Genomic DNA, 23,897 nt, shown 5'->3' with positions numbered 1-23,897 from the left:
GGCAGCCGCTTTGAACTGGAAACTCCCGCATGGGCCGGCCTCCACCGGACGCGGGGCAACTTTGATAGCGCCGGCTTGTCCGGCCCACATGGAGAAGAGAAGAACATGGCTCGTATAGCCGGCGTCAACATTCCGACCAACAAGCGCGTCGTCATCGCGCTTCAGTACATTCACGGCATTGGCAAGAGCTTCGCCCAGGAGATCGTCGACAAGGTCGGCATCCCGGCCGAGCGCCGCGTCAACCAGCTGACCGACGCGGAAGTGCTGCAGATCCGCGAGACGATCGACCGTGACTACCAGGTCGAGGGCGATCTGCGCCGCGAAGTGTCGATGAACATCAAGCGGCTCATGGACCTCGGCTGCTACCGCGGCCTGCGTCATCGCCGCTCGCTGCCGGTTCGCGGCCAGCGCACGCATACCAATGCGCGCACCCGCAAGGGTCCGGCCAAGTCGATCGCCGGCAAGAAGAAGTAATTTAGGGCAGTACGGGAGTAGGGCAGTAACTCAATAGGATCGGCAGACATACTGCCCTTCTGCCGTATTCCCCTACTGCCTTCTCCCTGGTGGAGCCGCTGGCATTACGGCGGTGTAGAGATCAACTGAAAGGACCATCATGGCCAAGGAAGCCACACGTGTTCGCCGTCGCGAACGCAAGAATATCTCGTCGGGCGTTGCCCACGTCAACTCGACCTTCAACAACACGATGATCACCATCACCGACGCGCAGGGCAATTCGATTGCCTGGTCGTCGGCGGGAGCCCAGGGCTTCAAGGGATCTCGCAAGTCGACCCCGTTCGCTGCCCAGATGGCTGCCGAGGACGTTGCCAAGAAGGCCCAGGAACACGGCATGCGCATGCTTGAGGTCGAGGTCTGCGGACCGGGCTCAGGTCGTGAATCGGCGCTGCGCGCATTGCAGGCAGCCGGCTTCACCATCACCTCGATCCGTGATGTGACGCCGATCCCGCACAATGGCTGCCGCCCGCGCAAGAAGCGCCGCGTCTAAAGATTGTCGCCCAAGCATTGCCTCGGGCCTGAACCGAGGCGCAGCGGTTTGGGGCAACGACAGGCATAAGAACAGAGACCTGAAGCGCTACGCGCTTTAGGGAAAAAATTACCGAACGCCGCGCGAACGCCAGGAGCGTTCCTCCACGGCATTCCAGGTCGCCCGCCACGATTGGATGGTGGCGGGTCAACGGAAGGAAAGCATCATGATCCAGAAAAATTGGCAGGAACTGATCAAGCCGAACAAGATCGAGTTCTCTTCGAAGAAGAAGACGCTGACCACGCTGGTCGCCGAGCCGCTCGAGCGCGGCTTTGGCCTGACCCTCGGCAACGCGCTGCGTCGCGTGCTTCTGTCTTCGCTGCGTGGCGCGGCGGTGACCGCCGTGCAGATCGACGGCGTTCTGCATGAATTCTCGTCCATCGCCGGCGTGCGCGAGGACGTGACCGATATCGTCTTGAATATCAAGGAAATCGCCATCCGCATGGAAGGCGACGGCCCCAAGCGCATGGTCGTGCGCAAGCAGGGACCGGGCGCTGTTCTGGCCGGCGACATCCAGACGGTCGGCGACGTCGAGATCCTCAATCCCGACCACGTCATCTGCACGCTGGACGAGGGCGCAGAAATCCGCATGGAGTTCACCGTCGATACCGGCAAGGGCTACGTTCCGGCCGACCGCAATCGCGCCGAAGACGCGCCGATCGGCCTCATCCCGGTCGACAGCCTCTACTCGCCGGTCAAGAAGGTCTCCTACAAGGTCGAGAACACCCGCGAGGGCCAGGTTCTCGACTACGACAAGCTGACCATGACGATCGATACCGACGGTTCGATCTCCGGCGAGGACGCGGTGGCTTTCGCCGCCCGCATCCTGCAGGACCAGCTTGGCCTGTTCGTCAATTTCGACGAGCCGCAGAAGGAAGTCGCCGCCGAGCAGGTGACCGAGCTTGCCTTCAACCCGGCGCTGCTCAAGAAGGTCGACGAACTCGAGCTTTCGGTGCGTTCGGCCAACTGCCTGAAGAACGACAACATCGTCTATATCGGCGACTTGATCCAGAAGACCGAAGCCGAGATGCTGCGCACCCCGAACTTCGGCCGCAAGTCGCTGAACGAGATCAAGGAAGTCCTGGCGGCGATGGGCCTGCACCTCGGCATGGAAGTGCCGGATTGGCCGCCGGAAAACATCGAAGACCTCGCCAAGCGTTACGAAGATCAATACTGACCGGTGAATTGAGAATGGTGAAATGGTGAATGGTCGTCGGTCGGCGACTTCGGAGAGGTAGAGCCCTTCCATTCACCATTCACTATTGACCATTCACAAAACGAAACAGCCGGGCCAACCGCCCACAACACCAGGAGAAGAGCCATGCGCCACGGATTTAAAGGCCGCCGGTTCGCCCGCAGCATAAGCCACCGCAAGTCGATGTTTGCCAATCTTGCCGTGTCGCTCATCGAGCATGAGCAGATCCTCACCACCTTGCCGAAGGCGAAGGATCTGCGTCCGATCGTCGAGAAGCTGGTGACGCTAGGCAAGCGCGGCGACCTGCATGCCCGCCGCCAGGTGATTGCCCAGATCGGCAATGAAGGCGTCGTCAAGCGCTTATTCGACACGATCGCGCCGCGCTACGCCACCCGCAACGGCGGCTATCTGCGTATCATGAAGGCGGGCTTCCGCCACGGCGACAATGCCGCCATGGCGGTCATCGAGTTCGTCGATCGCGACACCTCGGCCAAGGGCGCCGGCGACCGTGCCCGCATCGAGGCAGAAGGCACTGACGAGGAAGCCGCAGCCGCATAAGCTTCGGTTTTCCCTCAAGGAGTTCAAAAGGGCCTGCGGGCCCTTTTGTGCGTTCTGGACGCGGTAGGGAGCATTGCGGGGACTGTCTTGACTTAAGCCCATGTCTTTTCCTCGAGAATAATTCGATTACATCGACTTAGCCTTTCATTTTGCACAATCGTCGGGACAATGGCGCCCGACCCCCGGAGGATTCGGAATGCGCGTAAAACGGATGTCCCTTGTTCTACTCTGCGCCTTGACGGCGGCGGCAGTCGTGCCGGCCGCCAGGCAGGCGCTGGCTCAGGACACCAAGGCCGATCCCGGTCTGTCCGACGTGCTGACCGACATGTTGCGCGGCGCCGAAGGCGAAAATGCCACCTCCGGTCCAGACAAGCGCGTGCCGTTCGGCCGCGAGGAGATGCAACTGTCGTTTGCGCCGCTGGTCAAGCAGACGGCGCCGGCCGTGGTCAATGTCTATGCCTCGCAAACGGCCAGGCTGAGGTCGCCCTTCGACGGCGATCCGTTCTTCGAAGAGTTCTTCGGTCGTTCGCAGCCGCGCGCGCAGTCTTCGCTCGGCTCCGGCGTGCTGGTCGACCCGACAGGCATAGTGGTCACCAATTTCCACGTCATCAAGGACGCCGATCAGGTCAAGGTCGCCACCGCGGACGGGCGTGAATTCGACAGCAAGGTGCTGCTCAAGGACGAGACACTTGACCTCGCCGTGCTCAAGATCTCCGCCGACAAGCCATTTCCGGTCGTCGCCATCGGCGATTCCGACGCGCTTGAGGTCGGCGACCTGTTGTTGGCCATCGGCAACCCCTTCGGTGTCGGCCAGACCACCACCAGCGGCATCGTTTCGGCACTTGCCCGCAGCCACATCGGCGTTTCCGATTCCAGTTTCTTCATCCAGACCGACGCTGCGATCAATCCCGGCAATTCCGGCGGTGCGCTGATCAACATGGGTGGCCAACTGGTCGGCATCAACACGGCGATCTACAGCCGCAGCGGTGGCTCGATCGGCATCGGCTTTGCTATTCCCTCCAATATGGTTCGCGCGTTTGCCGATGCGGCCAAGGCCGGGCGCGACTTCTTCGAGAGGCCGTATATCGGCGCCGAATTCGAGCGCGTGACGCCGCAAATCGCCGAATCGCTCGGTCTCGAGACGCCGACCGGGGCACTGGTTTCGTCCATCGACGAAGCTGGGCCGGCGGCCAAGGCGGGGCTCAAGGCCGGTGACGTCGTGCTGTCGCTCAATGGTACGCCGGTCGAGAGCATCGAGGCGCTGGATTACCGGATGGCGACGCTGTCGATCGGCACCAATGCCAGCTTCGCCGTTCTGAGCAAAGGCCAGCAAGCGGCGATGGACATCGCGCTGGAGCGTGCGCCGGAAGGTGCGAAACTCGCGGAAGTGACGCTGCGCGGTCGCAGCCCGTTCTCCGGTGCCAAGGTTGCGGAACTGTCGCCGCGGCTCGCCCAGCGGCTCGGCATTCGCACGGACGTCAAGGGTGTTACGGTGATCGACATCAATCGCGGTTCGCCCGCAGCCGGTTTCGGCTTCCAGCCGGGCGACATCGTTCGCGAGGTCAACGGCTTGACCATCGATACCGCGGCGACCCTGGAGCAGGCAGCCATGCAGGAGACGCGTTGGTGGCGCTTTACCGTCGAGCGCGGCGGGCAGATACTGCGCCAGGTGTTGCGTTACTGAGCCCGAGCGTCGATCCTTCGGACGAGATCGCGCTCCAACGAAAAGACGTGCATGGCCGATCTGTTCAGTGTCGATGAACCGGAAAAGGCGCCGCCCGGCAGGCCGCTGGCCGACCGGCTGCGCCCGCAGAACCTCAGCGAGGTCGTCGGCCAGGAGCATCTGACCGGACCCGACGGCGCGCTGACGCGGCTGATCGGCTCCGGCTCGCTCGGCTCGATGATCTTCTGGGGGCCGCCCGGGACGGGCAAGACCACGGTCGCGCGGCTGCTTGCCGGCGAAACCAGCCTTGCGTTCCAACAGATATCGGCGGTGTTTTCCGGAGTCGCCGACCTGAAGAGAGTGTTCGAGGCGGCGAAGCTGCGCCGCACCAACGGCCGTCAGACGCTGCTCTTCGTCGACGAGATACATCGCTTCAACCGCGCCCAGCAGGACAGTTTTCTGCCTGTGATGGAAGACGGCACCGTCGTGTTGGTTGGCGCCACCACCGAAAACCCGTCCTTCGAGCTGAATGCGGCGCTACTGTCCCGCGCGCGCGTGCTGGTCTTTCATTCGCTCGGTGAGGACAGCATCGCAAAACTGCTGGCCCGTGCCGAGGAGACCGAGGGCAGGGCGCTGCCGCTCGACGACGAGGCGAGGGCGATGCTCGTCCGCATGAGCGATGGCGATGGTCGTGCGGCGCTGACGCTGGCAGAAGAGGTCTGGCGCGCCGCCAAGTCAGGCGAGGTGTTCAGCGCCGAAGGCCTGCAGCGCATCGTCCAGCGCCGCGCGCCGATCTACGACAAGGGCCAGGACGGCCATTACAATCTGATCTCGGCGCTGCACAAATCGGTGCGCGGCTCCGACCCCGATGCCGCCCTCTATTATCTCGCCCGCATGTTCGATGCCGGCGAGGATCCGCTCTATCTCGGCCGCCGCCTGGTGCGCATGGCGATGGAGGATATCGGGCTGGCAGACCCGCAGGCGCTGGTCGTCGCCAATGCCGCCAAGGATGCCTACGACTATCTGGGCTCGCCAGAGGGCGAGCTCGCCTTCGCCGAGGCCACGGTCTATCTCGCCAGCGCGCCCAAATCCAACGCCGTCTACACCGCCTTCAAGGCTGCCACACAGGCGGCTAAGGAGTTCGGCTCATTGCTGCCGCCCAAACACATCCTCAACGCGCCGACCAAGCTGATGAAGGAAGAAGATTACGGCGCCGGCTACCGTTACGACCACGACGAGCCGGACGCTTTTTCCGGACAGGATTATTTTCCGGAAAAGATGGGCCGCCGTAAATTCTATGATCCGCCCGAGCGCGGTTTCGAGCGTGATATCAGGAAGCGGCTCGACTATTGGGCGAAGCTGCGCGGCGAGCGGCAAAAGTAGGCTTGCGCGGCCCTGCGGTCTCTGAGACCAAGAAGGCCGGATCTGCCTGACACTGTAGCCTGACCGGCAAGAGGGAGCATGATGTATCATCTGTTGCTTGTCTGTCTTGGTGGCGCGATCGGCGCAATGGCCCGCTTCTTCCTGTCCGGCTTTGTCGCCCGCCGGGTCGGCGAGACCTTTCCCTGGGGCACAATGGTCGTCAACGTTTCGGGGGCATTTGCGATCGGTGTCGTTGCGCATGCGGTGGCGCGCGACAGCATGCCCGCCATCTGGGCCTTTGCCGCAACCGGCGGCCTCGGCTGCTACACCACGGTTTCCTCCTTTAGCCTGCAGACACTGGCACTGGCGCGCCAGGGCGAATGGCTGCGCGCCGGTGGCAATGTGCTGCTTTCGGTCTTTCTGAGCCTCGGTGGTGTGACGCTGGGCTTTGCCGCAGGAAGTCTTCTGATTGGCAGTGGGGTGCCATGAGCAGCCCGCGGAAGCTCCGCTCCGGCGGGACGGACACCGCCGCAGCAGAGCATGCGGCGCGCCTCATTAGCTGGCGCAAAACGAACGAAGCGGTTCGGATCTATGCGACCGTGGCCGCAGGCAGCATGATCGGCGGCGTGCTGCGGGCGCTTGCCTCGCTGACGAGCACTGCCTTGTGGGGCAATGGATTCCCATTCGGGACGCTCCTCGTGAATATTGTCGGCTCATTCCTCATCGGCTTCTACGCGACGTTGACGGGGCCGGATGGCCGCGTCTTCGCCAGCCCGTTGCAGCGCCAGTTCTTCATGGCCGGCTTCTGCGGTGGCCTGACGACCTTCTCCGCCTTCAGCCTTGAAACGCTCACCCTCGCGCAAAGCGGGAAGCTTATGGCGGCTGCGCTCAATATCGCGATCTCCGTGGTAACGTGGCTTGCCGCCGTCTGGCTTGGCCACATCCTTGCAGTGCGCCTCAACCGGCTGAGAGGATCCAGGCAATGAAGATACCAAGACAGGCGCAGTTGCTGCGCATATTCATCGGCGAGAACGACAGGGCAGACGGCCGTCCGCTGTATGAGGCGATTGTGCTGAAGGCCCGCGAAATGCAGATTGCCGGCGCTACCGTCCTGCGCGGGGCTATGGGGTTCGGCCATTCCAGCCGGCTTCACACTACGAAGATCCTGCGTCTATCGGAGGATCTGCCCCTTGTGATCGAGATCGTCGATGACGAGGAAAAGATAGCCGCTTTCCTGCCCGCCCTTGAAACAATCATGACAAGTGGTTTGATCACACTGGAGAAAGTTCAGGTTCTGCAATATGGAACCGATAACGAATGATCGAGTGTGAGGTTGCGGGTGCCGGTGAATGCCGTTGCATGCCCGCGAAACGGCGATTGGAATTATGGCAGGCGTAGAACAGATCACGGTAGAGGCCGGCGAGGCGGGCATGCGGCTCGATCGCTGGTTCAAGACCCATTTTCCGGGTCTTGGCTTCGGCCATCTGCAAAAACTGCTGCGCTCCGGCCAGATCCGTGTCGATGGCGGCAGGGTGAAGGCCGATACCCGCGTCGAGCCGGGCCAGACGGTTCGTATCCCGCCGCTCGAAGTGGACAAGAAGGGCGAGAGCCCGCTCACCGGTCACTCGATCCGCAACCAGGGCGACGCCGACGTTTTGGCCAAGATGCTGATCCATGAAGATCCAAAAGTGTTTGTCTTCAACAAGCCGGCCGGCCTCGCCGTCCAGGGTGGCTCAGGTGTCACCCGCAATGTAGACGACATGCTGGAAGCCTGGCGCAGCCAGAAGGGCGAGAAACCGCGTCTGGTGCACCGGCTCGACCGCGACACGTCAGGCGTGCTGGTCGTCGCCCGCACCAGGCTCGCCGCCATGAAGCTTGCCGAGGCGTTCCGGGCGCGTGAGACCAAGAAGACCTATTGGGCGCTGGTCAAGGGCGTGCCGCCGAAGCGCGAGGACAAGATCTCAACCTGGCTGATCAAGGAGCCGACACCCGACGGCGACCGCGTTCGCGTCGCCAAGCATGGCGAAAAGGGTGCCGACCACGCGGTGTCTTATTACCGGATCGTCGAGCAGGCGGCGCAGACCCTGTCCTGGCTGGAGATGGAGCCTTACACCGGTCGCACCCACCAGCTTCGCGTCCATGCCGCTCACATCGGCTGCCCGATCATCGGTGACCCCAAATATTTCGAGGCCGACACCAATTGGGATTTCCCCGGCGGCATGCAGAACCGCTTGCATCTGCACGCGCGCCGCATCGTCATCCCGCATCCCGACAAGGGCTTTGTCGACGTCACCGCACCGATGCCGCCGCATATGCGCCAGAGCTGGAACCTGATCGGCTTCGACGACGCCAGCGCCGAGGACTAGTTCCAGTGGGTATGGCCACCGATACGCTCGACCGCCGCGACAGGGTCGACATGGCCGCCGCCGCCATCATGGTCGGGCTGACCTTTTCCTGGGGGCTGAACTACGTCGCCGCCAAGATCTCCTATGCCGGCTACGACCCTGTTTTCCTGTCGATCGCACGGTCGGTCATCGGCGGGCTGTGCGTTCTCGTCTGGTGCCGCTGGCGCGGCATTGCGCTTTTCAGCCGCGACGGAACCCTTGTCGCCGGCATACTGGCGGGCGCGCTCTTTGGTCTCGAGTTCCTGTTTCTCTATGTCGGGCTCGAACAGACGACCGTCGCGCGCAACACCTTGCTGGTCAACACCATGCCGTTTTGGGTGCTGGTCGGCGGGCATTTCCTGCTCAACGAACGCATCACCGCGCGCCGGCTCGTCGGCCTTCTGCTCGCTTTCGCCGGCCTGGTCGCGGTGTTCTCCGACCAGTTGAGCGCCGATAACGGTGCGACCCTGATTGGTGATCTGCTCAGTCTCGGCGCCGGCATTCTGTGGGCTTTGACCTACATCGTCATCAAGCGCACGAAACTGGCGGAAACGAGCGCCGAGAAGTTGCTGCTCTACCAACTGGCCGGCGCTGCGATGGTCGGCGCCTTGGTGCTGCCTTGCGCCGGGCCGCCCGTCCGCGACTTCGCCGCTTTGCCGACCTTGGCCTTGCTTTTCCAGGCGGTCTACATCGTCGCCTTCACCTATGTGCTCTGGTTCTGGTTGCTGCGGCGCTATCCGGCATCGGGCCTGTCGAGCTTCACCTTTCTTTCGCCGGTGTTCGGCGTTCTGTGCGGCGCCATCTTCTTGAACGAGCCGCTGACCATCCGTATTTTCCTGGCACTCGGCCTCATCGCAGCCGGTCTGATCATTGTGAATCGGCCGGCCCGAAAACAGATCCCCGGATGAAAGGCTCCGGCATGCGCGATATTCTCAACGACCTCGAAGCGGGAAAGCAACTTTCCGATCCGGATCCGGTGCGCCGTGCCCAGATCCAGATGAAGACGCACCTGCCGAAACGCTTTTACAAAACCGTCTCGGTCGCACCGGCCGAAGCTGGTTTTGCGGTTCATCTCGATGGCAAGCCGGTCCGTACGCCGGGCAAAGCGCTTCTGATCCTGCCGACCGAAAAAGCCGCCGCTCTGGTCGCAGGCGAGTTCGCCGCGCAAGGCGAGACGATCGACCCGATGACGATGCCGGTCATGCGTCTGGTCAACACGGCCATCGACGGCGTCGCCAGCGACCCGCAGGCGGTTTTGGAAGACATCCTGCGCTTTGCCTCGTCCGACCTGCTCTGCTATCGCGCCGACGCCCCCCAAGGGCTCGTCGATCGGCAGAACGAATATTGGGACCCCGTCATCGATTGGGCGCGGAGCGCGCTCGGCGCCCGGTTTCAACTCGCCGAAGGGGTGATCCATGTCGAGCAGCCGCGCGAGAGCATCGCAGTGCTCGGCGTTCATCTTGCCCAGCGTGCCGACCCGCTCCGGCTTGCCGCCATCCACGTCATGACGTCGCTGACGGGATCGGCACTGCTGGCGCTGGCCGTCGATTTCGGCGAGATCGACGGCGAGGCAGCCTGGGCCGCCGGCCATGTCGACGAGGACTGGCAGGCCGAGCACTGGGGCCATGACGCGGAAGCCGTCGCCCGCCGTGCCCACCGCAAGCGCGACATGATGGCCGCCGTCGGTCTCCTCGAGGCGCTCAAGGGCTGACGGCAATCGCCGCCCTCATTCGTTTCGCCTTGCCCTATTAGAGCGACGTGCGTTCCAGTTGGACGTGCAAAATACGCTCTAACACTTTGAATCTATGCATCGTGCTTTCCGAACATCGATTCCGATGTTCGGGCCGATGCATTGGACCAAAGTCATAATCCCAAAGACGGGCTGCCTCTGGGCGGCGCTTTCTGTCACTTCTCGCGGCGATAGCTGCCCGAGTTCGTGTCCAGAGGCGACACCGCGCAGCATCAAGCACAGCGAGATGTCACGGGAGGACGAATTCATGGCAATGGCAGCGACCGCCGGCAGAGCAAGCCGCGGAATGACGCGGGAAGAGAAGAAAGTCATCTTCGCTTCCTCGCTCGGCACCGTTTTCGAATGGTACGATTTCTATCTCTACGGCGCATTGGCGGCAGCGATCGGCTCGACATTCTTCAACTCGTATCCGGAAGCGACGCGCAACATCTTTACGCTGCTGGTTTTCGCCGCTGGCTTCCTCGTGCGCCCGTTCGGCGCGCTGGTGTTTGGCCGCATCGGTGATCTCGTAGGTCGCAAATACACCTTTCTCGTCACCATCATGATCATGGGCCTGTCGACCTTCCTGGTCGGCCTGCTGCCTGGTTCGGCAAGCTGGGGCATTGCAGCGCCTATTATCCTGATTGCGCTGCGCATGCTGCAGGGCCTGGCGCTCGGTGGTGAATATGGCGGTGCGGCGACCTATGTGGCCGAGCATGCGCCCGACGACCGTCGCGGCTTCTACACATCGTGGATCCAGACGACGGCGACACTTGGCCTGTTCCTGTCGCTGGTCGTCATCCTTATCGTGCAAAATTCGCTGAGCAAGGAGGATTTCGAGGCCTGGGGCTGGCGCGTTCCATTCCTGCTCTCAGCCATTCTGCTCGGCATATCGGTCTGGATTCGCCTGTCGCTTGCCGAATCGCCGACCTTCCAGCGGATGAAGGACGAGGGCAAGGGCTCCAAGGCGCCGCTTACGGAAGCCTTCGGACAGTGGAAAAATGCCAAGATCGCCATTTTGGCGCTTTTCGGCCTTACTGCCGGCCAGGCCGTGGTTTGGTACAACGGCCAATTCTACGCGCTGTTTTTCCTGCAGAACGTGCTCAAGGTCGACGGCCAGTCGGTCAACATCATGATCGCCATCGCGCTGGCGCTCGGCACGATCTTCTTCGTCGTGTTCGGCTGGCTCTCCGACAAGATCGGCCGCAAGCCGATCATCATGGCGGGCCTGGCGCTGGCGATCGTCACCACCTTCCCGTTGTTCAAGGCGCTGACCTGGGCAGCCAACCCGGCGCTCGCCACCGCACAGCAAAACACCCGTGCGACGATTACCGCTGCACCTGGGGACTGCAAGTTCCAGTTCAATCCGACCGGAGCGCGCAAGCCTCTGACGTCGTGCGATATTGCGACGGACTTCCTTGCCAAGAGCTCGGTGCCCTATGACATTGTCACGACAGCGGCACCGGGGACCGCGGCCAGTGTCAAGATCGGCACCGCAACGGTGGCGTCCTATGATGCCGTGGCAGCCGCAGACAAGGCAACTTCAAGCGACGCCGCGTTCAAGAAGGCAATCAACATTGCATTGCGGGACGGCGGCTATCCGCTGAAGCGTGCTGCGGCCAAGGTCGCCGACCAGAAGCTTGACGCCTTCGTCGCGGCCAATCCGGAACTGAAGCTCGACGCCGCCGCAATCCGCGCCGGCGACAAGACGACGGTTGCGGCCGACCGGGCGGTCAAGGACAAGCTGCTGACGGCCGATGAGGCCGCGGCGGTGCCCGAGATCACCGTCTACAGCGTCCCGGCGGCAGGCGCCTTTGCGATGTTTGCCGACCCTGAACAGGTCAACTGGGCAAAGGTCATCGGCGTCCTGTTCATCCTGGTCATTTACGTGACCATGGTCTACGGACCGATCGCCGCGATCCTGGTCGAAATGTTCCCGACCCGCATCCGCTATACCGGCATGTCGTTGCCCTATCACATCGGCAATGGCTGGTTTGGCGGCCTGCTGCCGGCGACGGTGTTCGCGCTCAGCGCCTACAGCGGCGATATCTATTACGGCCTCTGGTATCCGGTGGTGATTGCGGCGATGTCGCTGATCATCGGTACGATCTTTGTTAGGGATACGCTGGGAACGGACTTGCACGCCAAGACCTGATCCTCGCCTGACAGCAAAAATGAAAAGCCCGGCGCGAGCGATCGCGCCGGGCTTTGCAATTCGTCAAAGCGATGCGGAGGAAAGGTTAGCTGTTCCGGTCCTGTTTTTCTTCCTTGATGGCCGCTTCGTGATACCAGCCGCTTCCGAAATCCGTACGGTTGCGCAACGAAGCAAGCTCTGCCGCGAACTTAGCCTTTCCGCTTAAATTTGAGGCAGAAGCGCGCGCTGCCACCGGGAACATCAGGATTTTGGCCGACTGACGGACAGGAGTGATTTCCATAGTCGGTTTCCCTTCTTCTGCAGAGCCTTGCCGATTCAATCTTTCCCGAAGATAGGTTCTGCAATCCAGTTAGGCAATATGATTATAAAAAGATCAGTATCTGCCTGTTATTTATGCAGAACATGCTTGTGATTGATCCGGACGCATTGCGATTACGCGGCAGCGGATTTGTCGGGATGCGGCGTCAGTTTTGTCGCATCCTTGGCCGGTGAGAATGGCACACGAATTGCTTTTTAATAACCCGGCAGGTCGGCTGCAGGGTGGCTGGCATGCCGGCGCCGTCCAGGTTCGGTGATCAAAGCAACGAGAGGCTAGAATGACGAAATACAAGCTCGAGTACATTTGGCTCGATGGATACACCCCGGTTCCCAACCTTCGCGGAAAGACGCAGATCAAGGAATATGCCGAATTCCCGACGCTCGACCAGCTTCCGCTGTGGGGCTTCGACGGTTCCTCGACCATGCAGGCCGAAGGCCACTCGTCCGACTGCGTGCTGAAGCCGGTCGCCATCTATCCGGATCCCGCGCGCAGCAATGGCGTGCTCGTCATGTGCGAAGTCATGATGCCGGACGGTGTGACGCCGCATGCATCCAACAAGCGCGCCACCATCCTCGACGACGAGGGCGCCTGGTTCGGCTTCGAGCAGGAGTATTTCTTCTACAAGGATGGCCGCCCGCTCGGCTTCCCCGAGAGCGGCTACCCCGCGCCGCAAGGCCCGTACTACACCGGCGTCGGCTACAGCAACGTCGGCAACGTCGCCAGGCAGATCGTCGAGGAGCATCTCGACCTTTGCCTTGCCGCCGGCATCAACCATGAAGGCATCAACGCCGAGGTGGCCAAGGGCCAGTGGGAATTCCAGATTTTTGGCAAGGGCTCCAAGAAGGCCGCCGATCAGATGTGGATGGCCCGCTACCTGATGCAGCGCCTCACCGAGAAATACGGCATCGATATCGAATACCACTGCAAGCCGCTCGGCGACACCGACTGGAATGGTTCCGGCATGCACGCCAACTTCTCGACCGCTTATATGCGCGAAGTCGGCGGCAAGGACTATTTCGAGGCGCTGATGGCAGCCTTCGACAAGAACCTGATGGATCACATCGCCGTCTACGGCCCGGACAACGACAAGCGTCTGACCGGCAAGCATGAGACCGCGCCATGGAACAGGTTCAGCTATGGCATCGCCGATCGCGGCGCCTCGATCCGCGTGCCGCATTCGTTCATCAACAACGGCTACAAGGGCTATCTCGAGGATCGCCGCCCGAACTCGCAGGGCGACCCCTACCAGATCGCTTCTCAGATCCTGAAGACGATCGCCTCCGTCCCGACCAGCGCCGAGGTTTCGGCCGCCGCTTGAGCGCTCGTCACGGCTCGGACCTGAGTGTCTGCGCCGTGACTGCTCTCCGTCGCGTCGGCCTTTTGTCAGGGCGACAACACCAACTGCTGGATTGAGTGTTCGCCATCCCAAACAAAAACCCTGCCGGATCGCTCCGGCGGGGTTTTGTTTGTCGCTTAGCTCGTCCGCTCAGACCGAGTAATACATGTCATACTCGACCGGGTGCGGGGTCATTTCGAAGCGCATCACTTCGGCCATCTTGAGCTCGATGTAGCTGTCGATCTGGTCGTCGTCGAAGACGCCGCCGGCCTTCAGGAAGCCGCGGTCCTTGTCGAGGCTCTGCAGCGCTTCGCGCAGCGAACCACAGACGGTCGGGATTTTCTTCAGTTCCTTAGGCGGCAGGTCGTAGAGATCCTTGTCCATCGGCTGTCCCGGGTGGATCTTGTTCTTGATGCCGTCGAGCCCGGCCATCAGCATGGCGGCAAAGGCGAGGTAGGGGTTGGCGCCCGGATCGGGGAAGCGGACCTCGACGCGCTTGGACTTCGGCGACGAGCCGAATGGAATGCGGCAGGAGGCGGAGCGATTGCGGGCCGAATAGGCAAGCAGCACCGGCGCTTCGTAGCCCGGCACCAGACGCTTGTAGGAATTGGTCAGCGGGTTGGTGAAGGCGTTGATCGCCTTGGCATGCTTGATGATGCCGCCGATGTAGAACAGGCAGCTCTCCGAGAGGCCGGCATATTCATTGCCGGCGAAGGTCGGCTTGCCGCCCTTCCAGATCGACTGGTGGACGTGCATGCCCGAGCCGTTGTCGCCGAAGACCGGCTTCGGCATGAAGGTGGCCGTCTTGCCGTAGGCGTTGGCGACCTGGTGCACGACATATTTGTAGATCAGCATCTTGTCGGCGTTGCGGACCAGCGTGTCGAACTTGATGCCGAGCTCGTGCTGGGCAGCGGCGACTTCGTGGTGGTGCTTTTCGACACGCACGCCCATTTCGGCGAGCACGGTCAGCATTTCAGAGCGCATGTCCTGCGCCGAGTCGATCGGCGGCACCGGGAAATAGCCGCCCTTGATGCGCGGGCGGTGGCCGAGATTGCCGGTCTCGTAGTCGGTGTCGTCGTTGGACGGCAATTCGGTGGAGTCGAGCTTGAAGCCGGTGTTGTACGGATCGGCCTTGTACTTGACGTCGTCGAACACGAAGAACTCGGCTTCCGGGCCGACGAAGATCTGATCGCCGATGCCTTCCGCCTTCATATAGGCTTCAGCCTTCTTGGCGGTGCCGCGCGGGTCGCGGTTGTAGGATTCTCCGGAGATCGGATCGAGGATATCGCACAGGATGACCATGGTCGACTGCGCGAAGAACGGGTCCATATGCACCGTCTCGGTGTCGGGCATCAGCACCATGTCGGATTCGTTGATCGCCTTCCAGCCGGCGATGGAGGACCCGTCGAACATAACGCCGTCGGCAAACATGTCTTCCTCGACCTCAACGACATCCATCGTCACGTGCTGCAGCTTGCCCTTCGGATCGGTGAAGCGCAGGTCAACGAATTTCACGTCGTTGTCCTTGATCTGCTTCATGATGTCTTTGGCTGTCGTCATGTCATGTTTCCCTGTCTGATGACGTTTCGAGGAGATGATCTGAAATCAGAATCCTCAGACCGCGTCCATCCCTGTTTCGCCGGTGCGGATGCGCACGACTTCCTCGATGTTGGAGACGAAGATCTTGCCGTCGCCGATGCGGCCGGTCTGGGCCGCCTTGCGAATGGCTTCGATCGCGCCTTCGACCGCGTCGTCGCCGAGCACGACCTCGATCTTCACCTTGGGCAGAAAATCCACGACATATTCAGCGCCGCGATAGAGTTCGGTATGGCCCTTCTGCCGGCCAAAACCCTTGGCCTCCGTTACGGTGATGCCTTGCAGCCCGGCCTCCTGAAGCGCTTCCTTCACTTCGTCTAGCTTGAACGGCTTGATGATCGCTTCGATCTTTTTCATGTAAAAAGTGGCCTCCACTGTCAAAAAAGACGGGTTGTGAGCCCCGCTTGCGCCTCTTTCAAGCACGAACTGTGCCAATTTGAGGAGATTCGAAGCGGTATCACGCGATTTCGATGCCATGCCGCGTTGAGGGCTAAATTCGCGTCATTCGCTGCGTCATGGATACTGGGAACCTACACATTGTCGACGCTACAGTCCGCACAATAATTGGGCAGATAGAGCATTTCGCGGGCAGTTGTGCTTCGAGGACGCCATTGTCCCTAACGATGTGCTTACAGATCGTGCCATTTCATCGCCGTTTGCTTCGAACCGAAAACTGGACAATGTTTGATCACAGGGATCGGGGTTTGACCACAGGATCGGCTTGAGCCAATGCGGATCGGCATCCATGAGCAATGAAATTCTGTCTCCGGCCGAAATGGCTGAGGCCGACCGGCTGACGATTTCCGCCGGACCATTCGACGGCATTGTCCTGATGCGCAATGCAGGTGGCGCAGTCGCTGCGGTGGTGCTCGCCCATTTTCCGGCTGCCAGGCGCGTCCACGTGCTGTGCGGGCCTGGCAACAATGGCGGCGATGGCTATGTCGTCGCCCGCATTCTAAGGGACAGCGCCGTCGACGTGTTGCTGTGGGCATCCGGCTCGCCCAAAGCCGGCAGCGACGCGGCGCTCGCCGCGTTGGAATGCCGGGTCAGTCCACGGCCGCTGTCGGAATTTGCTGCCGATAAAGGTTCGATCCTGGTCGATGCGCTTTATGGGGCGGGGCTGTCCAAGCCGCTGTCCGGTGATGCCGCCAGGGCGGTCGAGGTTGCGACAGAACTGAACCTGCCTGTCGTCGCGGTCGATCTGCCCTCAGGCGTGTCAGGCGACAGTGGCCAGATTCTCGGCCAGGCATTCCGCGCCCAATTCACGGTAACATTCGCGCGAAAAAAGCCCGGCCATCTGCTGTTGCCGGGGCGCGGGATGTGCGGCGAGCTGGTGCTTGCCGATATCGGCATTAGCGACGATATCGTTGCTCAGCTTGAACCGCTCACCTTCGAGAACATCCCGCCGATTTGGCTCGAAAATTTCCCAGTCCCAGCCGTCGACGCGCATAAATACAGGCGCGGCCATGTCGGCGTCTTTTCCGGCGGGCCATCGGCGACGGGTGCCGCACGGCTATCGGCGCTTGCCGCGGCCAGAAGCGGGGCAGGGGCGGTGACCGTGCTGTCGCCGGCGAATGCCGTGCAGGTGAATGCCGTGCATCTGACTTCGATCATGCTGCAAAAGGTCGACAGCATCGCGGATGTGCAGAAATTCATTGGCGACCGGCGGCCGTCGGCGTTCGTCCTCGGACCCGGATTTGGCGTCGGCGAAAAAACACGCGATTTTGCCCTCGACGTACTGGCCGCCGGACAACGGCAACACGGCAGGGTCGACGGGCTGGTGCTCGATGCCGATGGCATCACTTCGTTTCGCGATACGCCCGACGTTCTGTTCGAAGCCGCCCGTCGCCCGAACGCACCGGCGCTGGTGCTGACGCCGCATGAGGGCGAATTCGCCAGGCTGTTTGCGGACATCGCCGGAGCCAGGAACCTGTCCAAGCTGGCCAAGGCGCGCACTGCCGCCGCGCGCGCCGGCGCCATCGTCGTCTACAAGGGCGCGGACACGGTGATCGCGGCGCCCGATGGCAGGGCGGCGATCAACGGCAACGGCGCGCCATGGCTGGCCACCGCCGGTTCGGGCGACGTGCTGTCGGGCATCATCGCCGGCCTCCTGGCACAAGGCATGCCGGCTTTCGAAGCCGCCTGCGCGGCGGTCTGGATTCATGCTGAGGCCGGCAGCCGTTTCGGACCTGGGCTGATCGCTGAAGACTTGCCGCTGGCGCTGGTGCCGGTGCTGCGCGAGCTTGCCGAAAATCGCAACAGGATGACCGCTGAATGAACCGTCGGCTCGCCCTGATCGCCGTGATTCTCGCCAATTTTTTCTTGGCCAGCCTGGCGCGCGCCGAAGGTCCGGTGATGATCGTCGACGATCCGGCCGTGCTCGCCGCTCTCGACGCCAGGGGTTTTGATTTCGCCGGCATTTTCGATGTCGACGGCAAGGCCGACCTGAAGACGCTTTATGACAAGGCGCCGGCCTATCATCAGATCGTCGAAACGATTGCCGGCGATGTTACCGCGCTGCGCGCCGAGATGAAGGCTGGCGGGCGGTCGCTCTACGAAGTCACCGACGGCAATGTCGGCCGCATCATCGACATGCGCTGGCTGAAGACCGACGCTGCGCGCTTTCGGCTGGTCGGTGTCGTCAACCGGCTCGATCGGCGTGATTTCGCCGAAATACGAGGCGACGGGGGCTGCGGCGAGGTCCGTTTCATTTACCGCCTCGCCTACAGCTTCAAGAAAAACGGCAAGGTTCTGGCCTCGCGCCTGCCGTTCAATTTCAATGCCATCTATAGCGTCGCGCCGGACGCCGATGGCGGCTGCGTCGGCGTTGCCGGACGCTGGACGCCGCAGCTCGATGAGACCGTCGATATCGGCTGGCTCATCGGCGGGCCGCTTGAAAGGGCCGGGCTGAGCTTCAAGCAGCTCGAGCTCAACGCACAAATGGTGCGCTTTCCCTCCGGCCAGGAGACCGAATTTGGCGGGCAGGCTGCCTACCTCCTGCGGATTTTTGGCATCGATGGAGAGACGGTCAGCGAAAAGCCGCTGGAAAACACGCCGGATGTGGCGCTGCTCTCGGAAGACGCCGCGCTGAAAGCAAAACTTTCCGATTATATCAGCGCCAATGTCGCGGCGGTCGATCTCGGCGTCTACGAAATCCCGGATGAATTCCTGGCCAAGAAAGTCGTCTCGTGGTCGACTTTCGGCAGCGCAAGGCAGGCCAATCACCCGTTCACGCCGCTGTTCCATCCCGCGGATTTTTCCGGGCTGGACTATTCCGCGCTGAAGCTGCTGCGCACGCCGGAAGCGCTGGTCGAGCGGCTCGACAATGGCGCCTGCCAGGGTTGTCATCAGGCTAGTTCGACCGCCGGTTTCCATTTCATCGGCCTCGACGACAAGACGACATCGCCGCTGAACCGCATCGAGGTCGGCATCTCGCCGCATCTTCATGCCGAGATGCCGCGGCGCGAAGCCTGGCTGCGTGCGACCGCCGACGGCAAGGAGCCGAACCGCCTCCGCCCCGCTGTCCTTCGCGCCGCCGGCCGCATGGAAAGACGCCCGCGAGGTCGCTTACGCACCGGCCGAGATGGCGATGCCGTGTTTGATGCCGGAGGATGCGGCCCGCTTCGGCACGACCTGGCAATGCGGCGGCGGCACCGTCTGCACGGCGCTGGCGACGGCATCGGGGGTGCGGCCGAAACTGGCGCAATGCCTGCTGCCCAAGGACAGCGAAAAGATGTTTTCCGGCCATCCATGCCTGACCGGCTCGATCGCCAGCAACGGCACGCAGCCTTTCAATGACCGCTACAGCATTACAGGCCAGTTCGCGGCCTTCGCCACCGACATGTCGCGCACCGCCTACACCTGCCGGCCACCGAAGATCGGTGTGCCGGCCGGCATCGCCTATCGCGGATGCAATGACAAGGACCGTGCCTTTGCCGGCTTCAAGCCGGGCAAGCCGATGCCGAACGAGATCTGCGGCCTGGTCGGCGGCAAGAAATTCGACATCTGCGTGGCGACCAATAATTTCGACCAGTGCTTGGGCGGCGCCGTCAACCGCGGCAATCGGCCGGCTTGCTCGGCCGACCATTTCTGCCGCGAAGATTACATGTGCCAATCGCTGCCGCCCGATACGCCCGGTATCGGCAAGGTGAAAGGTGTCGGTTTCTGCTCGCCAACCTATTTTATCTTCCAGATGCGCATCGACAATCATGCCACCCCGTGGTCTGGAGCCGTCCGCGCGACGATGGGCGCTGGGTTCGGCGCCGCGGAAGCGGAGTGAGCTTTTGCGGTGGTCGCTTTCGCGACATCAGCGCCTCACAACGGAATGTTGTCGTGCTTCTTCCAGGGGTTCTGCATATCCTTGTTGCGCAGCATGCGCAGCGCACGCGCAATGCGGCGGCGGGTCGAATGCGGCATGATCACCTCGTCGACATAACCGCGCTCGGCGGCGACGAAGGGCGACAGGAAGCGATCCTCGTAAGCCTTTGTATGTGCTGCGATCTTCTCAGCATCGCCGATGTCCTTGCGATAGATGATCTCGACCGCGCCCCTGGCGCCCATCACTGCGATCTGCGCCGTCGGCCAGGCATAGTTCATGTCGCCGCGCAGATGCTTCGACGCCATCACGTCATAAGCGCCGCCATAGGCTTTTCGGGTGATCACGGTGATCTTCGGGACGGTCGCTTCGGCATAGGCGAACAAGAGCTTGGCGCCGTGCTTGATCAGGCCGCCATATTCCTGTGCGGTGCCGGGCAGGAAGCCTGGCACGTCGACGAAGGTGACGATCGGAATCGAGAAACAGTCGCAGAAGCGCACGAACCGCGCCGCCTTGCGACTGGCGTCCGAATCGAGCACGCCGGCCAGCACCATCGGCTGGTTGGCGACGAAGCTAACCGTGCGCCCTTCGACGCGCCCGAAACCGGTGACGATGTTTTTCGCAAAATCCTGCTGGATCTCGAAGAAATCACCCTCATCGGCAACTTTAAGGATCAACTCCTTGATGTCGTAGGGTTTATTGGCATTGTCGGGGATCAGTCGGTCGAGCGACAGATCGTCATCGGTGACCGACTGATAACACTCGATCTCGGGGATTTCAGCCGTGTTGGAGGCAGGCAGCAGATCGACCAGTCGGCGCATCTGCAGCAGCGCCTCGACGTCATTGTCGTAAGCGCCATCGGCGATCGACGACTTCGTCGTGTGGACCAAGGCGCCGCCGAGGCTCTCGGCGGTTACCGTCTCGTTGGTGACGGTCTTCACCACGTCCGGGCCGGTGACGAACATGTAGGAGGTGCCGCGCACCATGAAGATGAAGTCGGTCATTGCCGGCGAATAGACGTCGCCGCCGGCACAAGGGCCCATGATCACTGAAATCTGCGGGATGACGCCGGAGGCGAGCACATTGCGCTGGAAGATCTCGGCATAGCCGCCAAGTGCTGCCACGCCTTCCTGGATGCGGGCGCCGCCGGCGTCGTAGAGGCCGATGATCGGCGCGCGGTTGCGCAGCGCCATCTCCTGCACCTTGACCACCTTTTCGGCGTGGGCCTCGGACAGCGAGCCGCCGAACACGGTAAAGTCCTTGGCAAAGACATAGACCGGCCGGCCATTGACGGTACCCCAGCCGGTGACGACGCCGTCGCCGGCGATCTTGGTTTTTTCCATGCCGAAATCGGTTGAGCGATGCTCGACATACATGTCGAACTCCTCGAACGAGCCTTCGTCGAGAAAGACGTCGATGCGTTCGCGCGCGGTGAGTTTGCCCTTCTTGTGCTGAGCGTCGATACGGGCCTTGCCACCGCCCATGCGCGCCATGGCGCGGCGGCGCTCGAGTTCCTTCAGCACGTCCTTCATCGCTCGATCCCCAAAAGAAGCTGATTTGTGGTAATCATGGCGGTAAGCGAGCGCAAGCGCCGCTTTTCGGCCTGCTTTGTTTTCGCAACGCTGGCGTGCTTTCGCCGCCGATCTCGATACGCTGGCGGGCATAGCTGGCCGTCTGTTAGGTGCGGCTTACCAACCGCTCTCGCTTCGCTTGCTGGGGCAGCGTCCGCCGCAAACGGGCCGATCTCAGCGGCAAATCACTGACCTTCGAGATTAGCCGAAGCATCCCTCCACTTCGTCATCCTAGGGCGGAGCAAGGAGCGAAGCGACGCGGCGCAGACCCTAGGATCCATTCCGTGACATCAGCCGAAGAATGCAGCGGCTCTGAACCGAACGCTACCACCCGGTTCCGCGAAAAAGCTCGAACCACTCCGGATTGGCCTTCTCGATCAGCTCGATCTTCCACTGGCGCGGCCAGCGCTTCAGCGACTTCTCCCGCTGGATGGCGTCTCGAATATCGAAGTGCTCCTCGTACCAGACCAGACGCTGCGCGCCGTAGCGGCTGGTGAAGCGCGAGCCTTGGCCGGATTTATGCTCCGGCATGCGGCGGCCTAGGTCGTTGGTGACGCCGATGTAGATCGTGCCACGCTTTTGGCTCGCGGTCATGTAGGCATAGCCGGTCATGGTAGAAGGTTAGCTGGCACCGTTGCGGACGCAAGCGCCATTCTGAGCCGCTGCATTTTTCGGCCTGGGTAACGGCATGGATCCTAGGGTCTGCGCCGCGTCGCTTCGCTCCTTGCTTCGCCCTAGGATGACGAAGGCGCGGATTGGATCTGGCCAATCGCCAGCGTATCGGGTGAAAGACACTCAAATAGAAGTTCTGTTCGTCCAGCATGGGGCGAGGGAATGGCCGGGTGAAGTTTGAGCAGACGTTCACGGCTGCTCTTCTTGACTGGTTCGCTGCGCTGCAACATGACGGCCCTTGCATTTCGCGGCGAACTGGGCCATATGCGGCGGCATAGGCGCTTGGGCCGGACTATCCGGCCTTCTCGACGAATGAGACTGGTTGCGTCTGTTTTCCCTCTTTCCGACATATCGGCAAGGCGGCGAAAAAGCCCCGTGGCATGATGCCTGCGGGCACGACAGCGCAGCCGTGCGGACGATAACGTCCGCCCGCCTTGTCGTTTTCATGACAGTTTTTTCGACGGCAGGTTGCGCCCTGCCGCCATCGATGTTTGCGGCCAGGAGCCGCGTGAAAGAAGAATATTTTGACCAACGAAAACACTCTGACCGGCAAGAACACTCTGCCCGGTAAAGACACTGGGGAACTTTCGGGTTTCGCAGCACTTGGCATTACGGGCGCGCTGCTCAAGGCGACCCATGGCGCAGGCTTCACCGAGCCGAAGCCGATCCAGGCCCAGGCGATCCCGCCGCAGCTGGAAGGCCGTGACATTTTCGGCATCGCCCAGACCGGTTCGGGCAAGACCGCGGCGTTCGCGCTGCCGATCCTGTCGAAGATCATCGCGCTCGGCACCAAGCGCCGGCCGAAGACCGCTCGTGCGCTGATCCTGGCGCCGACGCGTGAGCTCGCCGTGCAGATCGAAGAGATGATCAAGCTGCTCGCCAAGGGCGCGCATGTCTCGACAGCACTCGTGCTTGGCGGCGTCTCGCGCTTCAGCCAGGTGAAGAAGATCGCTCCCGGCGTCGACATTTTGATTGCCACGCCCGGCCGGCTGACCGATCTGGTGCGTGAGGGCGACCTCGTGCTTGCCGACACCAAATGGCTGGTGCTCGATGAAGGCGACCGCATGCTCGACATGGGCTTCATCAACGACGTCAAGCGCATCGCCAGGGCGACCGCGCCGGACCGTCAGACGGTGCTGTTCTCGGCGACCATGCCGGCCGAAATCGCCGAGCTGGCGAAAGGCCTGCTGAAGAACCCGATCCGCGTCGAAGTGGCGCCGCACAGCACTGCGGCGGCCGAGATCGTACAGGGCGTCGTCTTTGCCCGCACCAAGCAGAAGCGCCAGGTTCTGGCGACGATGCTCGCCGACCAGGCGATGAAGTCCGTCATCATCTTTTCGCGCACCAAGCATGGCGCCGACAGGGTGACCAAGGATCTCGAGCGCGATGGCTTCAAGGCCGCCGTCATCCACGGCAACAAGTCGCAGAACGCCCGTCAGAAGGCGCTGAACGATTTCCGCGAGGGTTCGGTGCGCATTCTTGTTGCGACCGATATCGCGGCGCGCGGCATCGACGTGCCCGGCATCAGCCATGTGGTGAATTTCGACCTGCCGGACGAGGCAGAGAGCTATGTCCACCGCATCGGCCGCACCGGCCGTAACGGCATGGACGGCATCGCCATCACGCTTTGCGACCCGTCCGAGAACAGCAAGCTGCGCCAGGTCGAGCGCATCATCCGCACCAAGCTGCCGATCGTTGCCGATCATCTCGGCAGTCCCGACCCGCAGCGCAATCCTGCCGAAAAGAACGAGCGCAGCTTCGAGCCGGCCAACGACCGCAGCGGTCGTCGCGACGGCAGGCGGCCGGGCGGCCACAACAACGGCAACAAGCGCTTCGGCGACAAGCCGGCCTTCGCCGGCGAGCGCAAGCCGGAAGGCGCCAAGGCGTTCAAGGGCAACAACAAGCGTCGTTTCGGCGGCAAGCGGCCAGCAGCGCGGGCTGCGTAACCAGATAGTGCATCCGGCCCGCGCCGGTCGGCTCGGCCCGGCTGCTCACAATTG

The 23,897-nt window shown here is 62.1% G+C and carries 23 protein-coding genes; 18 read left to right on the top strand and 5 right to left on the bottom strand.

Going from position 1 to position 23,897, the window contains the following annotated elements; translation table 11 throughout:
• Positions 1-105: 105 nt before the first annotated feature.
• From rpsM to X738_RS58050, 13 genes are all read left to right on the top strand, one after another.
• Positions 106-474, top strand: a complete 369-nt coding sequence (gene rpsM, locus X738_RS58110; RefSeq protein ID WP_023799280.1) for a 30S ribosomal protein S13 — start codon at positions 106-108, stop codon at positions 472-474.
• 139 nt (positions 475-613) lie between these two features.
• On the top strand, positions 614-1,003 hold the full coding sequence (gene rpsK, locus X738_RS58105) for a 30S ribosomal protein S11 (RefSeq protein ID WP_023799279.1): 390 nt from the start codon (positions 614-616) through the stop codon (positions 1,001-1,003).
• Between the two features lie 205 nt (positions 1,004-1,208).
• On the top strand, positions 1,209-2,219 hold the full coding sequence (locus X738_RS58100) for a DNA-directed RNA polymerase subunit alpha (protein ID WP_023799278.1): 1,011 nt from the start codon (positions 1,209-1,211) through the stop codon (positions 2,217-2,219).
• 144 nt (positions 2,220-2,363) lie between these two features.
• Positions 2,364-2,795: a 50S ribosomal protein L17 gene (gene rplQ, locus X738_RS58095; protein ID WP_023799277.1), complete on the top strand. Its 432-nt coding sequence runs from the start codon at positions 2,364-2,366 to the stop codon at positions 2,793-2,795.
• Positions 2,796-2,991: 196 nt separating this feature from the next.
• Positions 2,992-4,479, top strand: coding sequence for a DegQ family serine endoprotease (locus X738_RS58090; RefSeq protein ID WP_023799276.1), 1,488 nt, complete (start codon positions 2,992-2,994; stop codon positions 4,477-4,479).
• A 51-nt stretch (positions 4,480-4,530) separates the two neighbouring features.
• Positions 4,531-5,841 carry a replication-associated recombination protein A gene (locus X738_RS58085; RefSeq protein ID WP_023799275.1) on the top strand — a complete coding sequence of 437 codons (1,311 nt, stop codon included), beginning with the start codon at positions 4,531-4,533 and terminating at the stop codon, positions 5,839-5,841.
• A 78-nt stretch (positions 5,842-5,919) separates the two neighbouring features.
• The gene (crcB, locus tag X738_RS58080; protein WP_023799274.1) at positions 5,920-6,309 is read left to right on the top strand and encodes a fluoride efflux transporter CrcB; all 390 of its coding nucleotides are present in this window, start codon (positions 5,920-5,922) and stop codon (positions 6,307-6,309) included.
• Entirely contained in the window at positions 6,306-6,806 is a 501-nt protein-coding gene (gene crcB, locus X738_RS58075; RefSeq protein ID WP_084833712.1) for a fluoride efflux transporter CrcB, read from the top strand. Before crcB (X738_RS58080) ends, crcB (X738_RS58075) begins: the two co-directional genes overlap by 4 nt.
• A complete protein-coding gene (locus tag X738_RS58070) occupies positions 6,803-7,141 on the top strand; it encodes a DUF190 domain-containing protein (RefSeq protein ID WP_023799272.1) in 339 nt (112 codons plus the stop codon). The genes crcB (X738_RS58075) and X738_RS58070 overlap by 4 nt, the downstream gene beginning before the upstream one ends.
• A 64-nt stretch (positions 7,142-7,205) precedes the next feature.
• On the top strand, positions 7,206-8,186 hold the full coding sequence (locus tag X738_RS58065) for an RluA family pseudouridine synthase (RefSeq protein ID WP_023799271.1): 981 nt from the start codon (positions 7,206-7,208) through the stop codon (positions 8,184-8,186).
• Between the two features lie 11 nt (positions 8,187-8,197).
• The gene (locus X738_RS58060; RefSeq protein WP_023799270.1) at positions 8,198-9,112 is read left to right on the top strand and encodes a DMT family transporter; all 915 of its coding nucleotides are present in this window, start codon (positions 8,198-8,200) and stop codon (positions 9,110-9,112) included.
• 11 nt (positions 9,113-9,123) lie between these two features.
• Complete coding sequence (locus tag X738_RS58055; protein WP_023799269.1) at positions 9,124-9,915, top strand: ATP12 family chaperone protein; 792 nt, start codon at positions 9,124-9,126, stop codon at positions 9,913-9,915.
• Between the two features lie 286 nt (positions 9,916-10,201).
• Complete coding sequence (locus tag X738_RS58050) at positions 10,202-12,088, top strand: MFS transporter (protein ID WP_023799268.1); 1,887 nt, start codon at positions 10,202-10,204, stop codon at positions 12,086-12,088.
• An 85-nt stretch (positions 12,089-12,173) separates the two neighbouring features.
• Here X738_RS58050 and X738_RS58045 read toward each other — a convergent pair whose 3' ends face one another.
• Positions 12,174-12,368 carry a DUF2735 domain-containing protein gene (locus tag X738_RS58045; RefSeq protein WP_023799267.1) on the bottom strand — a complete coding sequence of 65 codons (195 nt, stop codon included), beginning with the start codon at positions 12,366-12,368 and terminating at the stop codon, positions 12,174-12,176.
• Positions 12,369-12,684: 316 nt separating this feature from the next.
• On the opposite strand from X738_RS58045, the gene X738_RS58040 reads away from it, so the two are divergent.
• Positions 12,685-13,725: a glutamine synthetase beta-grasp domain-containing protein gene (locus X738_RS58040; RefSeq protein ID WP_023799266.1), complete on the top strand. Its 1,041-nt coding sequence runs from the start codon at positions 12,685-12,687 to the stop codon at positions 13,723-13,725.
• 168 nt (positions 13,726-13,893) lie between these two features.
• Here the strand turns inward: X738_RS58040 and glnA are convergent, their stop codons facing one another.
• Both glnA and X738_RS58030 read right to left on the bottom strand, forming a co-directional pair.
• Positions 13,894-15,303, bottom strand: coding sequence for a type I glutamate--ammonia ligase (glnA, locus tag X738_RS58035; protein ID WP_023799265.1), 1,410 nt, complete (start codon positions 15,301-15,303; stop codon positions 13,894-13,896).
• A 54-nt stretch (positions 15,304-15,357) separates the two neighbouring features.
• Positions 15,358-15,696, bottom strand: a complete 339-nt coding sequence (locus X738_RS58030; protein WP_006205430.1) for a P-II family nitrogen regulator — start codon at positions 15,694-15,696, stop codon at positions 15,358-15,360.
• Between the two features lie 388 nt (positions 15,697-16,084).
• Between X738_RS58030 and X738_RS58025 the strand changes: the two genes are divergently transcribed.
• From X738_RS58025 to X738_RS86995, 3 genes are read left to right on the top strand one after another with little or no spacing between them, the layout of a single operon-like run.
• On the top strand, positions 16,085-17,617 hold the full coding sequence (locus X738_RS58025) for a bifunctional ADP-dependent NAD(P)H-hydrate dehydratase/NAD(P)H-hydrate epimerase (RefSeq protein ID WP_023799264.1): 1,533 nt from the start codon (positions 16,085-16,087) through the stop codon (positions 17,615-17,617).
• Complete coding sequence (locus tag X738_RS58020) at positions 17,614-19,137, top strand: hypothetical protein (RefSeq protein WP_245277660.1); 1,524 nt, start codon at positions 17,614-17,616, stop codon at positions 19,135-19,137. The genes X738_RS58025 and X738_RS58020 overlap by 4 nt, the downstream gene beginning before the upstream one ends.
• Positions 19,073-19,618: a hypothetical protein gene (locus X738_RS86995; protein WP_245277659.1), complete on the top strand. Its 546-nt coding sequence runs from the start codon at positions 19,073-19,075 to the stop codon at positions 19,616-19,618. The genes X738_RS58020 and X738_RS86995 overlap by 65 nt, the downstream gene beginning before the upstream one ends.
• A 35-nt stretch (positions 19,619-19,653) precedes the next feature.
• On the opposite strand, the gene X738_RS58015 is transcribed toward X738_RS86995, so the two are convergent.
• Entirely contained in the window at positions 19,654-21,186 is a 1,533-nt protein-coding gene (locus X738_RS58015) for an acyl-CoA carboxylase subunit beta (RefSeq protein ID WP_023799263.1), read from the bottom strand.
• A gap of 363 nt (positions 21,187-21,549) precedes the next feature.
• Entirely contained in the window at positions 21,550-21,837 is a 288-nt protein-coding gene (locus X738_RS58010) for a GIY-YIG nuclease family protein (RefSeq protein WP_023799262.1), read from the bottom strand.
• Between the two features lie 584 nt (positions 21,838-22,421).
• On the opposite strand from X738_RS58010, the gene X738_RS58005 reads away from it, so the two are divergent.
• Positions 22,422-23,843: a DEAD/DEAH box helicase gene (locus X738_RS58005; protein ID WP_245277658.1), complete on the top strand. Its 1,422-nt coding sequence runs from the start codon at positions 22,422-22,424 to the stop codon at positions 23,841-23,843.
• Positions 23,844-23,897: the final 54 nt, after the last annotated feature.

It is taken from the genome of Mesorhizobium sp. L48C026A00, assembly GCF_000502375.1.
In the GTDB taxonomy this organism is placed as follows: Bacteria; Pseudomonadota; Alphaproteobacteria; order Rhizobiales; family Rhizobiaceae; genus Mesorhizobium; species Mesorhizobium muleiense.
Note: the sequence above shows the minus strand (reverse complement) of the source record. Positions and strands in the feature narration are given on the sequence as shown.

Excerpts from the sequence above, each read along its gene's own strand:
- X738_RS58045 (WP_023799267.1), bottom strand. The coding sequence starts at position 12,368 with ATGGAAATCACTCCTGTCCGTCAGTCGGCCAAAATCCTGATGTTCCCG.
- X738_RS58010 (WP_023799262.1), bottom strand. The coding sequence starts at position 21,837 with ATGACCGGCTATGCCTACATGACCGCGAGCCAAAAGCGTGGCACGATC.
- X738_RS58020 (WP_245277660.1), top strand. The coding sequence starts at position 17,614 with ATGAACCGTCGGCTCGCCCTGATCGCCGTGATTCTCGCCAATTTTTTC.
- X738_RS58090 (WP_023799276.1), top strand. The coding sequence starts at position 2,992 with ATGCGCGTAAAACGGATGTCCCTTGTTCTACTCTGCGCCTTGACGGCG.
- X738_RS58065 (WP_023799271.1), top strand. The coding sequence starts at position 7,206 with ATGGCAGGCGTAGAACAGATCACGGTAGAGGCCGGCGAGGCGGGCATG.
- X738_RS58055 (WP_023799269.1), top strand. The coding sequence starts at position 9,124 with ATGCGCGATATTCTCAACGACCTCGAAGCGGGAAAGCAACTTTCCGAT.
- X738_RS58040 (WP_023799266.1), top strand. The coding sequence starts at position 12,685 with ATGACGAAATACAAGCTCGAGTACATTTGGCTCGATGGATACACCCCG.
- X738_RS58050 (WP_023799268.1), top strand. The coding sequence starts at position 10,202 with ATGGCAATGGCAGCGACCGCCGGCAGAGCAAGCCGCGGAATGACGCGG.
- X738_RS58060 (WP_023799270.1), top strand. The coding sequence starts at position 8,198 with ATGGCCACCGATACGCTCGACCGCCGCGACAGGGTCGACATGGCCGCC.
- rpsK (WP_023799279.1), top strand. The coding sequence starts at position 614 with ATGGCCAAGGAAGCCACACGTGTTCGCCGTCGCGAACGCAAGAATATC.
- X738_RS58070 (WP_023799272.1), top strand. The coding sequence starts at position 6,803 with ATGAAGATACCAAGACAGGCGCAGTTGCTGCGCATATTCATCGGCGAG.
- X738_RS58085 (WP_023799275.1), top strand. The coding sequence starts at position 4,531 with ATGGCCGATCTGTTCAGTGTCGATGAACCGGAAAAGGCGCCGCCCGGC.
- rpsM (WP_023799280.1), top strand. The coding sequence starts at position 106 with ATGGCTCGTATAGCCGGCGTCAACATTCCGACCAACAAGCGCGTCGTC.
- X738_RS86995 (WP_245277659.1), top strand. The coding sequence starts at position 19,073 with ATGTTTTCCGGCCATCCATGCCTGACCGGCTCGATCGCCAGCAACGGC.
- crcB (WP_084833712.1), top strand. The coding sequence starts at position 6,306 with ATGAGCAGCCCGCGGAAGCTCCGCTCCGGCGGGACGGACACCGCCGCA.
- rplQ (WP_023799277.1), top strand. The coding sequence starts at position 2,364 with ATGCGCCACGGATTTAAAGGCCGCCGGTTCGCCCGCAGCATAAGCCAC.
- crcB (WP_023799274.1), top strand. The coding sequence starts at position 5,920 with ATGATGTATCATCTGTTGCTTGTCTGTCTTGGTGGCGCGATCGGCGCA.
- X738_RS58015 (WP_023799263.1), bottom strand. The coding sequence starts at position 21,186 with ATGAAGGACGTGCTGAAGGAACTCGAGCGCCGCCGCGCCATGGCGCGC.
- X738_RS58100 (WP_023799278.1), top strand. The coding sequence starts at position 1,209 with ATGATCCAGAAAAATTGGCAGGAACTGATCAAGCCGAACAAGATCGAG.
- X738_RS58030 (WP_006205430.1), bottom strand. The coding sequence starts at position 15,696 with ATGAAAAAGATCGAAGCGATCATCAAGCCGTTCAAGCTAGACGAAGTG.
- X738_RS58025 (WP_023799264.1), top strand. The coding sequence starts at position 16,085 with ATGAGCAATGAAATTCTGTCTCCGGCCGAAATGGCTGAGGCCGACCGG.
- glnA (WP_023799265.1), bottom strand. The coding sequence starts at position 15,303 with ATGACGACAGCCAAAGACATCATGAAGCAGATCAAGGACAACGACGTG.